This is a genomic window from Nonomuraea longispora (genome assembly GCF_004348345.1).
Lineage (GTDB): Bacteria > Actinomycetota > Actinomycetes > Streptosporangiales > Streptosporangiaceae > Nonomuraea > Nonomuraea longispora.
Window position 1 is genome coordinate 1 of sequence record NZ_SMJZ01000229.1, and the last position, 13,793, is coordinate 13,793.

The 13,793-nt window shown below is 70.8% G+C and carries 11 protein-coding genes; 6 read left to right on the forward strand and 5 right to left on the reverse strand.

The genetic code is table 11. From position 1 onward, the window contains the following. Positions 1–23: 23 nt before the first annotated feature. The 4 genes from sdhB to ctaD all read right to left on the reverse strand — a co-directional run bounded on the left by sdhB (position 24) and on the right by ctaD (position 4,529). Complete coding sequence (gene sdhB / locus E1267_RS37840; protein ID WP_220449869.1) at positions 24–803, reverse strand: succinate dehydrogenase iron-sulfur subunit; 780 nt, start codon at positions 801–803, stop codon at positions 24–26. Further along, positions 796–2,529, reverse strand: a complete 1,734-nt coding sequence (gene frdA / locus E1267_RS37845) for a fumarate reductase (quinol) flavoprotein subunit (RefSeq protein WP_220449870.1) — start codon at positions 2,527–2,529, stop codon at positions 796–798. The genes sdhB and frdA overlap by 8 nt, the downstream gene beginning before the upstream one ends. Before the next feature lie 5 nt (positions 2,530–2,534). Continuing rightward, the gene (locus E1267_RS37850; RefSeq protein ID WP_132340141.1) at positions 2,535–2,768 is read right to left on the reverse strand and encodes a hypothetical protein; all 234 of its coding nucleotides are present in this window, start codon (positions 2,766–2,768) and stop codon (positions 2,535–2,537) included. 66 nt (positions 2,769–2,834) lie between these two features. Continuing rightward, positions 2,835–4,529 (reverse strand): aa3-type cytochrome oxidase subunit I, encoded by a 1,695-nt coding sequence (gene ctaD, locus E1267_RS37855; RefSeq protein WP_132340143.1) that lies wholly within the window; start codon positions 4,527–4,529, stop codon positions 2,835–2,837. A 280-nt stretch (positions 4,530–4,809) separates the two neighbouring features. On the opposite strand from ctaD, the gene E1267_RS37860 reads away from it, so the two are divergent. Continuing rightward, the gene (locus E1267_RS37860; protein WP_132340145.1) at positions 4,810–6,015 is read left to right on the forward strand and encodes an aspartate aminotransferase type Ic; all 1,206 of its coding nucleotides are present in this window, start codon (positions 4,810–4,812) and stop codon (positions 6,013–6,015) included. 1 nt (position 6,016) lies between these two features. On the opposite strand, the gene E1267_RS37865 is transcribed toward E1267_RS37860, so the two are convergent. Beyond that, on the reverse strand, positions 6,017–6,586 hold the full coding sequence (locus E1267_RS37865) for a hypothetical protein (RefSeq protein WP_132340147.1): 570 nt from the start codon (positions 6,584–6,586) through the stop codon (positions 6,017–6,019). 92 nt (positions 6,587–6,678) lie between these two features. Between E1267_RS37865 and E1267_RS37870 the strand changes: the two genes are divergently transcribed. The 5 genes from E1267_RS37870 to E1267_RS37890 form a co-directional block, all read left to right on the forward strand. Continuing rightward, positions 6,679–8,040: an FAD-binding oxidoreductase gene (locus E1267_RS37870; RefSeq protein WP_246064508.1), complete on the forward strand. Its 1,362-nt coding sequence runs from the start codon at positions 6,679–6,681 to the stop codon at positions 8,038–8,040. 175 nt (positions 8,041–8,215) lie between these two features. Beyond that, positions 8,216–10,696 carry a serine/threonine protein kinase gene (locus E1267_RS45430; RefSeq protein WP_181957896.1) on the forward strand — a complete coding sequence of 827 codons (2,481 nt, stop codon included), beginning with the start codon at positions 8,216–8,218 and terminating at the stop codon, positions 10,694–10,696. Then, complete coding sequence (locus E1267_RS37880; RefSeq protein ID WP_132340149.1) at positions 10,651–10,917, forward strand: hypothetical protein; 267 nt, start codon at positions 10,651–10,653, stop codon at positions 10,915–10,917. Before E1267_RS45430 ends, E1267_RS37880 begins: the two co-directional genes overlap by 46 nt. Before the next feature lie 53 nt (positions 10,918–10,970). Further along, positions 10,971–12,503 carry an acyl-CoA carboxylase subunit beta gene (locus E1267_RS37885; protein WP_246064509.1) on the forward strand — a complete coding sequence of 511 codons (1,533 nt, stop codon included), beginning with the start codon at positions 10,971–10,973 and terminating at the stop codon, positions 12,501–12,503. Continuing rightward, positions 12,500–13,793, forward strand: a 1,294-nt coding sequence (locus E1267_RS37890) for an acetyl-CoA carboxylase biotin carboxylase subunit (RefSeq protein ID WP_132340153.1), incomplete at its 3' end; no start/stop codon positions are given. The genes E1267_RS37885 and E1267_RS37890, both read left to right, overlap by 4 nt.

Sequence of the window (13,793 nt, forward strand, 5' to 3'; positions counted from 1 at the left end):
CCCCCGGGCCGTCCCCCGGGCCGTCATCGCCTGCTCCAGGGCAGCACCGAACGCAGGGCGGCGGTCAGCTTGTAACGCTGGATGGCCTCGGCCGGGTCCACGTGCTTGGGGCAGGCCCGCGTGCATTCGCCGACGAACGTGCAGCCCCACACGGCGTCGTCGAGGTTGAGCACGTCGAACCGGTCGTCCATGTCGCGCGAGTCCAGGTTGTAGCGCTGGGCGAGCGCGATGGCCGCCGGGCCGAGAAAGTCGGGGTCGAGCACGTAGACCGGGCAGGCCGAGTAGCACAGCAGGCAGTTGATGCACATGCTGTACTGCCGGTACGCCTCCAGTTGCTCGGGCGTCTGGGCGTACTCCGTGGTCAGCGGCAGGTCCTCGCCGTCCCTGACGAGCCACGGCCGCACCGACGACAGTTTGGCCAGGAAGTCGTCGATGTCCACGACGAGGTCCCTGATGACGGGGAACCCTTTCAGCGGCTCTATCCGCACGGGGCCGTCGCCGTACTCGGTGAGGAACGTGCCGCAGGTCAGCCTGGGCTCGCCGTTGACGGTCATGCCGCACGAGCCGCACACGCCCATCCGGCACGACCAGCGGTAGGACAGGCTGCCGTCGAGCCGGTCCTTGATGTAGTTGAGCCCGTCGAGCACGGCCCAGTCGGGCATGAGCGGCACGTCGTAGCCCTGCAGCACCGGCTCGTCGTCCTCCCCGGGCCGGTACCGCGAGACCTCCATCCGCAGGGTCCTGGTCCCCGCCGTCGCGCCGCCCTCTCCTTCGGCTCGGCTCACCGCGTCGGTTTCAGTCACGGCCGTACACCCTTTCTCCCGGGGGCCAACGGGTGATCGTCACGGGGAGCAGGCCGACGGACGGCGTGCCGTCGGGGGCGCGGTGCACCAGCGAGTGCGCCAGGAACGCCTCGTCGTCCCTGACGGGAAAGTCGGTGCGCTGGTGCGCGCCGCGCGACTCCCGCCTGTCGAGCGCGCAGGCGACGATCGTCTGCGCGATCTCCAGCATGGCGTGCAGCTCCTGCAGGTTGATCAACTCGGTGTTGAACGTCGTGCTCGTGTCGTCGACGCGGGCCTCCTCGGCGCGCTCGCGCAGCTCGGCCAGCGTGTCGGCGGCCTTGGCCAGCGCGTCGCCCGTGCGGTAGATGCCCGCCGCTCCTTCGAGCGTGTGCTGCATCTGCTCGCGCAGGTCGGCGATCCGCTCACCGTGGCCCCTGCCCCCGCGCGCGCGTTCCAGCCGCCGCCGCTCGTCCTCCCCCTGGGTGCGTACGCAGGACGGCTCGCCGTTCCTGTGCGACCGGGCGAACCCGGCGGCGGCGACGCCCGCCCGCCGGCCGAAGACGAGGATCTCGGGCAGGGAGTTGGAACCGAGCCGGTTGGCGCCGTTGATGCTGACGCAGGCCGTCTCCCCGGCCGCGTACAGCCCGGCGACGGGGGTGGCGCCGTCGATGTCGGTGTGGACGCCGCCCATCATGTAGTGCACGACCGGGCGCACGGGGATGAGGTCGGTGGCCGGGTCGAGGTTCTGGTAGCTGCGGCACAACTCGCGCACGAACGGGATGCGGGCGTCGATCTTGCCTGCTCCGAGGTGGCGCAGGTCCAGGTGGACGACCGGCCCGTACGGCGTGTCCACGGTGCGGCCCTTCTCCTGCTCGTGCACGAACGCCTGGGAGAGCCGGTCGCGCGGGCCGAGCTCCATGCTGCGCAGCTTCGGCGTGGGCGTGGGGGTGCCGAGGTCGTAGTCCTGGAGGTAGCGGTAGCCGTCCTTGTTGATCAGCCAGCCGCCCTCCGCCCTGGCCGCCTCGGTGATGAGGATGCCGGTGAACGGCAGGCCGGTCGGGTGGTACTGGACGAACTCCATGTCCTTCAGCGGCGCCCCGGCCCGGTAGGCGAGGGTCATGCCGTCGCCGGTCTTGATGGCGGCGTTGGTGGTGAAGGGGAAGGCTTTGCCGCATCCGCCGGTGGCGAGGATGACGGTCCTGGCGGGGATGGTCTCGATGCGGCCGGTCCTGATTTCGACGGCCACGACGCCGTGGACGCGGCCGTCGTCGACGACGAGCTTGGTGACGAACCACTCGTCGTACCTGATGATGTCCTGATATTTCAGGGTCGTTTGGAAGAGGGTGTGCAGGAGGTGGAAGCCGGTCTTGTCGGCGGCGTACCAGGTGCGCATCTTCTTCATGCCGCCGAACGGGCGCACGGCGACCCGCCCGTCCGGCTCGCGGCTCCACGGGCAGCCCCAGTGCTCCAGCTGCATCAGCTCGCGCGGCGCCTCGGCCACGAACGCCTCGACCGCGTCCTGGTCGGGCAGCCAGTCGCCGCCGGAGATCGTGTCGTAGCAGTGCTCGTCGAGCGTGTCGTCGAGGCCGATCACCCCTGCGGCCCCGCCCTCGGCGGAGACCGTGTGGCTGCGCATCGGATAGACCTTCGACGCGACCGCCACCTTGAGCGCGGGATCCTCCTCGGCGACCGCGACCGCCGCGCGCAGGCCCGCCCCGCCTCCTCCGACGATGAGCACATCGATCATGTACGTCACTTCCCGTGGTCGGGCTGGATCGGGTCCTTCACCCGCTTGCCGTCGTGGCGGATGGCGGACAGGTGGATGCTGCCGTCGTGGTACTCGTGTCTGATCATCCGGCAGCCGCAGTCGAAGAACTGGTCGCGGATCACCAGACCGTACTCGTCGTCGTCGAGGAGGCGTTCGCCACCGGACCTCTTCCCGCAGGGAGCCGTCTCGGGGTCGAAGGGGCGCTTCGTGCCGGTCATCGCCGATCTCCCTAGATAGGCGAAACGTCACCTCCACACAAGCACCGAGCACCGGTTAGGGAAAGGTCAGTCGCCCGTATCCTCGCGCGGCCCCACCTCGTGAGCGTCACCCCCTTGCGTCGCCTCCTCCCGCTCGTGCGGGTAGTGCAGGTCGAAGGCGGGCCTCTCCGAGCGGATCGGCGGCATGTACGTGAAGTTGTGCCGCGGCGGCGGGCAGCTCGTGGCCCATTCCAGCGAGTTGCCGTAACCCCACGGGTCGTCGAGGGTGACCTTGGGCGCGCTCCTCGCGGTCTTGAACACGTTGTAGAGGAACGGCAGGGTCGAGGCGCCGAGCAGGAACGCGCCGGCGGACGAGACCTCGTTGAGGAAGGTGAAGCCGTCGCCCGGGCCGTAGTCGGCGTACCTGCGGGGCATGCCGATCTGCCCCAGCCAGTGATGCACGAGGAACGTCATGTGGAAGCCGACGAACAGCGTCCAGAAGTGCAGCTTGCCCAGCCTGTCGTCCAGCATGCGGCCGGTCATCTTCGGCCACCAGAAGTAGAACCCGGCGAACATCGCGAACACCACCGTGCCGAACACCACGTAGTGGAAGTGCGCGACGACGAAGTAGGTGTCGCTGATGTGGAAGTCGAGCGGCGGCGAGGCCAGGATGACCCCGGTCAGCCCGCCCAGCAGGAACGTCACCAGGAAGCCGACCGAGAACAACATCGGCGACTCGAACGTGAGATGCCCGTGCCACATCGTGCCGATCCAGTTGAAGAACTTCACGCCCGTCGGCACCGCGATGAGGAACGTCATGAACGAGAAGAACGGCAGCAGCACCTGCCCGGTCGCGAACATGTGGTGCGCCCAGACCGTCATCGACAACCCGGCGATGGCGATGGTCGCGCCGACCAGTCCCATGTAGCCGAAGATCGGCTTGCGGCTGAAGACCGGGATGACCTCGGTGATGATCCCGAAGAACGGCAGCGCGATGATGTAGACCTCGGGATGGCCGAAGAACCAGAACAGATGCTGCCACAACAGCGGTCCGCCGTTCTCGGCGAGGAAGATCTGCGTGCCGAGCTTGCGGTCCGCTTCGAGCACGAGCAGCGCGGCGGCCAGCACCGGGAACGCCATCAGCACGAGTATGCTGGTCAGCAGCACGTTCCAGCAGAAGATCGGCATGCGGAACATCGTCATGCCCGGCGCCCGCATGCCGATGATCGTGGTGATGAAGTTGACCGCTCCGAGGATCGTGCCGAGCCCCGACAACGCCAGTCCCATGATCCACAGGTCACCGCCGACCTGCGGCGAGTAGATGGACGACGACAGCGGCGTGTACGCGAACCACCCGAAGTCGGCCGCGCCGTCCGGGGTGAGGAACCCGGCCAGCACCATCAGCCCGCCGAACAGGAACAACCAGTACGCCACCGCGTTGAGCCGGGGGAAGGCCACGTCGGGCGCCCCGATCTGCAGCGGCATGATCACGTTCGCGAACCCGGCGAACAGCGGCGTGGCGAACAGCAGCAACATGATCGTGCCGTGCATGGTGAACAGCTGGTTGTACTGCTGCTGGTTGACCAGCTGCAGTCCCGGCGCGGCGAGCTCGGCTCTGATGATCATGGCCATGAGGCCCGCCACGAGGAAGAACCCGAACGAGGTGATCAAATAGAGATAGCCGATCACCTTGTGATCGGTGGTCGACAACCAGGAGGCGATGACGGTCCCGGTGCGCCGGCGCCTGACCTGTTCGATCGAGGGTTCGCGAACGGTCGTCACGGCCGCTCCCTCCAGTGCGGAGTGCCAGTGGGGAGTGCCACCTGCGATGTGCTGGCGCAGATGCCGCTGGTCAGACGGTCCGCCCGGTGCGGCCGGCCTGACTGCCCCGATCTACCCATTCCACGCCAACGCGCGCCGCTCGGGAAGTCGTTCTTTAACATCCGCCGTCAAAGCTTGGTGCTCCCGTGGGGCGCCGGCGTTCCGCTGTCGCGGGGCAGGTGCCCCTTCACGTCGGGGCGTCTTCTATCCTTCGTAGCCGGACCGACGTGGAGGAGATCTCGTGACCGCTCAGCGTGACTACGCCGCCCTCGTGGAGAGAGGGCTCAAGCTCGACCTCACCAGGGGCAAGCCGTCACCGCGCCAGCTCGATCTCTCCAACGACATGCTCGGGCTGCCCACGTCCTACCGCGCGGCCGACGGCACCGACGGCCGCAACTACGGCAACCTCCAGGGCCTGCCCGAGCTGCGCGAGCTGTTCGCCCCGCTGGTGCAGGTGCCCGCGGGCCAGCTCGTCGTCGGCGGCAACGCCAGCCTGGCCCTGATGCACGACACGATCGTGCACGCGCTGCTGACGCCGCTGCCGGGGGCCGCGCGCCGGTGGGTGGAGGAGCCGAAGGTCACGTTCCTGTGCCCGGTGCCGGGATACGACCGGCATTTCACGATCTGCGAGCGGTTCGGGATCACGATGGTGCCCGTCCCGATGAACGCCCACGGGCCCGACATGGACGTCGTCGAGCGCCTGGTCGCCTCCGACGCCAGTGTCAAGGGCATGTGGTGCGTGCCGAAGTACAGCAACCCGTCCGGCATCGTCTACAGCGACGAGACCGTGCGCAGACTGGCCTCCATGCCCACGGCCGCGCCCGACTTCCGCGTCTTCTGGGACAACGCCTACGCGGTGCACCACCTCACCGACACCCCGGCCGAGCTGGCCGACCTGCTCGCGCTCAGCGCCGCGCAGGGCAACGCCGACCGCGTGTTCGTCTACGCCTCCACCTCGAAGGTGACGCTGGCGGGCGCGGGCGTGTCCTTCTTCGGGTCCTCGCCGGCCAACGTCGAGTGGTTCCTGCACAACACCGCCAAGCAGTCCATCGGCCCCGACAAGCTCAACCAGCTCCGGCACGTGGAGTTCCTGCGCGACGGCGCGGGGGTCGCCGCCCACATGCGCAGGCACGCCGAACTGATCGGGCCGAAGTTCGAGCTGGTCGACAAGATCCTGACCGAGCAGCTCGGCGGCCTGGCCACCTGGACGAGCCCGAAGGGCGGCTACTTCATCAGCCTGGAGGTGCAGCACGCCGCCGAGGTCGTGGCCAGGGCGAAGGCGGCGGGCATCGCGCTGACCCCGGCGGGCGCCACCCACCCCTACGGCGACGACCCGGGCGACCGCACCATCAGGATCGCCCCCACCTACCCCGAGCTCGACGAGCTGGAGCAGGCCATCAACGGCCTGGCCGTCTGCGTGCGCCTGGTGGCGGAGGAGCGGGGCTGAGTCAGCGACCCGGCCGGAAGCCGAAGATGTACTCGCGCGTCTCGCTCGGATGGAACGAGACGCCGACCCCCGGCTCGAACACCACGTTGTCGCGGGCGCAGTAGCACAGGTGCTCCCACACGGCCATGGCCTTCTCCCTGGCCGGAGCCTCGCTGTCGTCGCGCTTGCGGGCGCCGTACGAACCGAGCACGTTCAGCAGCCCGAGCCCCCAGAACAGGCCGGTCAGGCAGAACGGCGCGAGCAGCGCCTCGCCCCAGTTGGGGTCCTGGCCCATCGCGATGACCAGCGACATGACCAGATGGGCCAGGGCCGCGAGGAGCAGCATGATGTAACCCTGGTTCCTGGCCCACGGCGTGTAGTGGCGGCTGGGGAACGACAACCAGACCGCGAGCTGCGTGCGGCTCATGACGTGCTTCGAGGCGCCGAGGGAGGCCGCCATCGGTAGGTCGGCCACCTCACGCGCCCCCGGCAGCCGGACCCGCCCGATCTTGTACGTGGTCCCCGCGGCGACCGCTCCGGGGACCGCCACGACCTGGTCGGCCTCCGTACACACCGGGCACCTGACTTTCACCCGGGCAGTTTGGCCCTAAGCCACGGCCTGCGCAAACCGTACTCAGGGGGTCCTTTCCGAGTTGCGGCGATCTGCACCTTAAGGTGCATGGTGTGAGACCGATTGATGCGTTGGCGAACCTGCTCCCCGAAGGTCGCGTCCTGACTGATCCGGATGTGATCGACTCCTACGCCCGCGATCGCACGTACCTGGAGCCCGGTAAGCCGGCCGGCGTGGTGCTCGCCGCCTCCCGCGAGGACGTGGTGACCACCATGAAGTGGGCCACCGAGCACCGGGTGCCGGTGGTGCCGCGCGGCGCGGGGACCGGTCTGGCGGGCGCCTCCGTCGCCGGCGACGGCTCGGTCGTCCTGTCGCTGGCCAGGATGACCGCGATCAGGGAGCTCTCCCCCGCCGACGAGATCGCCGTCGTCGAGCCCGGCGTCATCACCGCCGACCTCGACAGGGCCGCCAGGGAGCACGGCCTGATGTACGCGCCCGACCCGTCGTCGTACGAGATCTCCACGATCGGCGGGAACCTGGCGACCAACGCCGGCGGGCTGCGCTGCGTCAAGTACGGCGTGACCAGGGACTCGGCGCTCGGTCTTGAGGTCGTGCTGGCCGACGGGCGCATTCTCGACACCGGCCGCCGCACGATGAAGGGCGTCACGGGCTACGACCTGACCGGGCTCTTCGTGGGCTCGGAAGGGACCCTGGGCGTGATCACGGCGGCCACGGTCCGGTTGCGTCGCGCGCCCGCCACGGCTCCTGCCACCTTCGCCGCGGAGTTCGGCTCGCTGCGGGACGCGGGCGCCGCCGTGTCGGCGATCATGGCGGCCGGCTGCCAGCCCTCGCTCATGGAACTGCTCGACCGGGCCACGCTGGAGGCCATCGACGACTGGCGCAACATCGGCCTCGAACCGCAGACCCAGGCCATGCTGATCGGCCAGTCGGACGCGACGGACGGCCAGGCGATGGCCGCGCGCATGGACGAGCTGTGCATGGCGAACGGCGCCTCCTTCGTGGCCGTCTCCTCCAGCCCGCAGGAGGCCGAGGAGCTGATCGGGCTGCGCAGGCTCGCCTACCAGGCCAAGGAGCGGCAGGGCGCGTGCCTGGTCGAGGACGTGTGCGTGCCGCGTTCCGTACTGCCTGACATGATCACCGCGATCGAGGCGGCGGCGGCCCGGCACGGGGTGCGCATCGCCACGGTCGCACACGCGGGGGACGGCAACCTGCACCCGGTCTTCATCTTCGAGCACGGCACCATCGAGCCGCCCCCCGAGGTGTGGGCCGCGGCGGACGAGGTGTTCACGCACGCGCTGGAGCTCGGCGGCACCCTGACGGGAGAGCACGGCGTCGGCCTGCTCAAGCAGCGCTGGCTGGCCCTGGAGGCGGGGCCGGTCGCCACGGAGGTGCAGCAGGGCATCAAGGCGGTCTTCGACCCGCTGGGCATCCTCAACCCCGGCAAGGCGATCTGACATGTGATCTCGGCTTCATCAAGCCGTGACCTAGGGGTTCGCGAAGCACACGACCTGCGAAGGAACGTTGACTTACGCCGTCAAAACGTGAAGGTTCTGACAGGTCCGGCAGACGCCCCAACGGTCTCGCTGGTAGCGTTTTGCCTCATCTACTGGGTTGTGATGGGGGTCCGACGTGAATCAGTTCCAGCCGCTGGAGGCGGACGATCCGCGGCGGCTGGGGACGTATGACATCGTCGCCCGGCTCGGCGAGGGCGGCCAGGGGATCGTTTATCTCGGCGAGAGCGACTCGGGGGAACAGGTCGCCGTCAAGCTGCTGCACAACGCCCTGGTCGCCGACACCGACGCCAGGACGCGGTTCCTGCGCGAGGTCGCGGTGGCGCAGCGGGTGGCCAGGTTCTGCACCGCTCCCGTGCTCCACGCCGACCTGGAGGGCAGCCGCCCGTACATCGTGAGCGAGTTCGTCCCCGGGCCCTCCCTGCGCGAACTGGTCATCAACGAGGGGCCGCGGCGGGGCGCCGCGCTCGAACGGCTCGCGATCAGCACGGCCACCGCGCTCGCCGCCATCCACCGCGCCGGCATCCTGCACCGCGACTTCAAGCCCGCCAACGTGCTCATGGGCCCCGAGGGTCCCGTCGTGATCGACTTCGGCATCGCCCGCGCGCTCGACTCCCCTGGAGCGACGGCCACGGGCATGGCCATGGGGACGCCGTCGTACCTGGCGCCCGAGCAGCTCACCGGGGCGGCCGTGTCGGAGGCCGCGGACGTGTTCGCCTGGGGCGTCACGATGGTGTTCGCGGCGACGGGCAAGCCCGCGTTCGGCGCCGACTCCATCCCCGTGGTGATGAACCGCATCCTGAACGAGGAGCCGGAGCTCGGCGCGATGGAGGGCGTGCTCGCCGACCTGGTGGCCGCCTGCCTGTCCAAGGACCCCGCGCAGCGGCCCGCCGCCGACGAGCTCATCGTCGACCTCACCGGCCAGCCGGCCCCAAAGTCCGCCGTCGAACCGATGGGCCGGCAGGCCGAAGCCGCCCAGACCGGCACTCCGGCGCAGCAGGAGAGCGGGCGTCCCGCTGACAAGGGCACGGAGGACGTCTACCCCGGCCCGTGGACGCAGCCGACCGGTCCCAACCTCGTGGGCGGCCCGCTCCAGACGGGACCGCAGCCCGTGGGTCCCCCGCAGACCGGCCAGTACGTCACGCCTCCCCACGCCGCCCAGCACGGCCAGGGCAACCCCGGGCAGAGCGGTCCCCTCCCAGGCCAGGGACCCCCCGGTCAGAGCGGCCCTGTCCCCGGTGCCGGGCACAACCCAGGACTCAGCGGGCCCATCCCGAACATCCCTGGCCAGAGCAACCCCGGGCAGAGCGGCCCCGTCCCCGGTCAAGGCAAACCGGGCCAGGGCGGGCCCGTCCCCGGCCAGGGCGGGCCCGTCCCAGGTCAGGGGCATCCCGGCCAGGGCGGGCCAGGTCAAGGGCATCACGGCCAGGGCGGTCCCGTACCGGGTGCCGGCCACAACCCGGGGCTCAGCGGGCCCGTCCCCCACGTGCCCGGTCAGGCCGGTCCCGCGAGGGGAGCAGCCGGCGCTCCCCAAGGGGGCATGGCGCACAACGGTCCCCACTCCGGCGGCGGTCCCGTTGGACCGCACCATCCGGGCGGTCAGCCGTCCCCGATGCCCGGGGCGGGGGGTGGCGGCTCCCAGAACCCTCAGGGGCCCGGCTCCCCGTACGCGGGGGCGCCCCAGGGCGGTCCGCAGGGCGCGGGAGCCGGCATGCCGCCCCACGGCCCCGGCGTGCCCCCGGGCGGCGGATACCAGCGGGGCGGCGGCTCGCCGCGGCCGGACGACGGCGCGTCCGGCAAGCAGCGCCGCACGCTGACCCTCGCGCTCTCCGGCGCCGCCGCCGCGGCCCTGCTCGTGGTCGTCGGCGCGGTCGTGGTGCAGGCCAACAGCCAGGAAGTACCGGTCGTGCCGGTGGGCAACTCCTCGAACGGCACGCCGGGTGACGGCTCGGGCGCCGGGCAGCCCGGCAAACCGCCCGCCACGACGCTCCCGACGGAGACGGCGCCCGTCCCCACCCTGGACATCGACCCGACGACCAAGAAGCCCAGGAAGCCCAAGCGGACCGTCACCCCGCGTCCGCGCCACACCCAGGCGCCCGTCCCGCAGAACCGCAGGCCGCAGCCGACGCCCACACCGACCAGGAAAAAGAAGAAGACGATGGTCGACCCCGACCCGGAGCCGACCCTGCGTCCGACCGCGGGCCCCACGCGGACCCTGCCGGTGGTCAAGCGGCCCAAGGGGGCCGCCGCCCCGAAGAAGGTCGCGCCCAAGAAGAACCCGTACAGCCCGACGCAGGTGTGCGGCTCCGGCTACAAGCTCATCGACTCGCACGCCCTGGGCAGCAATGCCACGATTTACCTCGCCTATAACGCGAAGGCGGGCAAGAACTGCGTGGTCACGATGTCGCGCCTGGTCTGGAAGGGCAAAATGTCGATGAACGCGCTGCTCCAGGTCAAGAAGGGCAGCAAGGGGAGCAACCCCGGCAAGTTCACCGCGTACGCGGGCCCCGTCAAGCTGTCGGCGAAGAAGAAGTGCGTGATCTGGGGCGGTTCGTGGGGTTCGCAGAGCTGGAAGTCCGGCTGGAGCCACTGCAGCTGACCTCCGCGCGTCGAGCTGCCGTCGAGCCCCCCTTCCCGGGTGACCCGAACGCCCGCGTACGCATGCCGGGCGGGACGGTCGAGCACTTCGCCCACGTCTGGCTCGACCCGGGCGAGCAGGCGGCGGAGGAGACGGCCGTCGGCCATCTGACCCGCCTGTGGGCGCGGGCCATCGGCTTGACGGACGCGTCACGTTCGGCGCGGCCGGAGGAGGGCACGTGATCAGAAGCAGACTCGACCCGGCGGGCGAGGAGCACCGGCGGCGCCGCGCGTCGATGCTGGCCAAGCTGGCCGAGCTGGACGCCGAGCACGCGAGGGCGGTCGGCGGGGGCGGCGGGAAATACGTCGAGCGGCACCGCGCGCGCGGCAAGCTGCTCGCGCGCGAGCGCGTCGAGCTGCTGGTCGACGCCGACTCCCCCTTCCTGGAGCTGTCGCCACTGGCCGCGTGGGGCAGCGACTTCCCCGTCGGGGCGAGCATGGTGTCCGGGATCGGCGTGATCGAGGGCGTCGAGTGCGTGATCACGGCGAACGATCCGACGGTTCGCGGCGGCGCCTCCAACCCTTGGACGCTGAAGAAGTCGCTGCGCGCGGCGGACATCGCGCTGCGCAACCGCCTCCCGTACGTGAACCTGGTCGAGAGCGGCGGCGCGGACCTGCCCACGCAGAAGGAGATCTTCATCCCCGGCGGGCAGGTCTTCCGCGATCTGACGCGGCTGTCAGCGGCGGGCGTCCCGACCGTCGCGCTCGTCTTCGGCAACTCCACCGCCGGCGGTGCCTACGTGCCCGGGATGAGCGACTACGTGGTGATGGTGCGCGAGCGGGCCAAGGTGTTCCTGGGCGGGCCTCCGCTGGTCAGGATGGCGACCGGCGAGGAGTCCGACGACGAGTCGCTGGGCGGGGCGGAGATGCACGCCAGGGTGAGCGGGCTGGCCGACTACCTGGCGGAGGACGAGCACGACGCGCTGCGCATCGGGCGCTCGATCGTGCGCTCGCTCGGCTGGCGCAAGCAGGGTGTCGTCCCCGGGCCGGCGCGCGAGCCGCTCTATCCGGCTGACGAGCTGCTCGGCATCGTCCCCGAGGACCTGAAGGTGCCGTTCGATCCCCGGGAGGTGATCGCGCGGGTGGTGGACGGCAGCGAGTTCGAGGAGTTCAAGCCGACGTACGGCGTCTCGCTGGTGACGGGCTGGGCGAAGCTCCACGGTTATCCGGTCGGCGTGCTGGCGAATGCCCAGGGCGTGCTGTTCAGCGAGGAGTCGCAGAAGGCCACGCAGTTCATCCAGCTGGCGAACCAGTCGCGCACGCCCCTCGTCTTCCTGCAGAACACGACCGGCTACATGGTCGGCAAGGACTACGAGCAGGGCGGCATCATCAAGCACGGCGCGATGATGATCAACGCGGTGTCCAACTCGACCGTGCCCCACCTGACGATCGTCATGGGCGCCTCCTACGGCGCGGGCAACTACGGCATGTGCGGGCGGGCCTACGACCCCCGGTTCCTGTTCAGCTGGCCGAGCGCCAAGTCGGCGGTGATGGGCCCCCCGCAGCTCGCCGGAGTGCTGTCCATCGTGGGCCGGGCGTCGGCGCTGGCGAAGGGGCAGGTCTACGACGAGGAGGCCGACGCGGCGATGCGCGCCATGGTGGAGGACCAGATCGAGGCCGAGTCTCTGGCGTTCTTCCTGTCGGGACGCCTCTACGACGACGGGGTCATCGATCCGCGCGACACGCGTACCGTGCTCGGCATGTGTCTGTCGGCGATCAACAGCGCGCCGGTGCCGGAGCCGGCGGGATTCGGGGTGTTCCGCCCGTGATCACCCGGCTACTCGTCGCGAACCGGGGCGAGATCGCCCGCCGCGTCTTCCGCACCTGCCGCTCGCTCGGCATCTCCACGGTCGCCGTGCACTCCGACCCCGACGCGGGAGCGCCGCACGTCGCCGAGGCCGATCTCGCCGTACGCCTGCCGGGCGCGCACCCGTCGGAGACCTACCTGGACGCCGGGCTCATCCTGGCCGCCTGCCGCGCCACCGGGGCGGACGCCGTGCACCCCGGGTACGGCTTCCTGTCGGAGAACGCCGAGTTCGCGCAGGCCGTGCTCGACGCCGGGCTGGTGTGGGTCGGCCCGCCGCCCGCGGCCATCGCGGCCATGGGGTCCAAGGTCGCCGCCAAGCGGCTGATGGCGGAGGCGGGGGTGCCCGTGCTGCCCTCGCTCGACCCCGCCGCTCCGGGCGGGTTCCCGCTGCTGGTGAAGGCGTCCGCCGGTGGCGGCGGCCGGGGCATGCGGATCGTGCGCGAGCCGGGAGAGCTGGCGCGGGAGGTCGAGTCGGCGCGGCGGGAGGCGGCGGCGGCCTTCGGCGACGGCACCGTGTTCGTGGAGCCGCTGCTGGAGGCGGCCCGGCACGTCGAGGTCCAGGTGGTGTCCGACCGGCACGGCACCGTGTGGGCGCTGGGCGAGCGCGAGTGCAGCGTGCAGCGGCGGCACCAGAAGGTCGTCGAGGAGTGCCCGTCGCCCGGTATCTCCGCCGGGCTGAGGGAGCACCTGTTCGAGGCCGCCGTCAGGGCCGCGCGGGCGGTCGGCCACGTCGGGGCGGGGACGGTGGAGTTCCTCGTCAAGGGCGACCGGGTGGCGTTCCTCGAGATGAACACCCGGATCCAGGTCGAGCACCCCGTCACCGAGCTGGTCCACGGCGTCGACCTCGTGCGGCTGCAACTGGAGATCGCCGAGGGCGCCGCGCTGCCGGCGAGCCCGCCCGAGCCCGCCGGGCACGCGGTGGAGGCCCGGCTGTACGCGGAGGACGACGGCCACCTTCCGCAGACGGGGGTCCTGCGGCGGTTCGAGGTGCCCGGTGACGTGCGCGTGGACGCGGGCGTGGAGTCGGGGTCCGTGGTGTCGCCGTACTACGACGCGATGCTGGCCAAGGTGGTGGCGCACGGCTCGTCGCGGGGGGAGGCGGTGCGGCGGCTGGTCACGGCGCTGCGGCGGGCGAAGCTCCACGGGCTGACCACTAATCGGGACCTGCTCGTACGAATTCTCACAAATCCCGCTTTCCTGGCCGGCGACACGCACACCGGCTTCCTGGCCCCCGACGGCCCCCTCCACACCC

Bases quoted from the DNA above. Each gene is read 5' to 3' on its own strand.
- frdA (WP_220449870.1), bottom strand. From the start codon at position 2,529: ATGATCGATGTGCTCATCGTCGGAGGAGGCGGGGCGGGCCTGCGCGCG.
- E1267_RS37850 (WP_132340141.1), bottom strand. From the start codon at position 2,768: ATGACCGGCACGAAGCGCCCCTTCGACCCCGAGACGGCTCCCTGCGGG.
- E1267_RS37885 (WP_246064509.1), top strand. From the start codon at position 10,971: ATGCTGGCCAAGCTGGCCGAGCTGGACGCCGAGCACGCGAGGGCGGTC.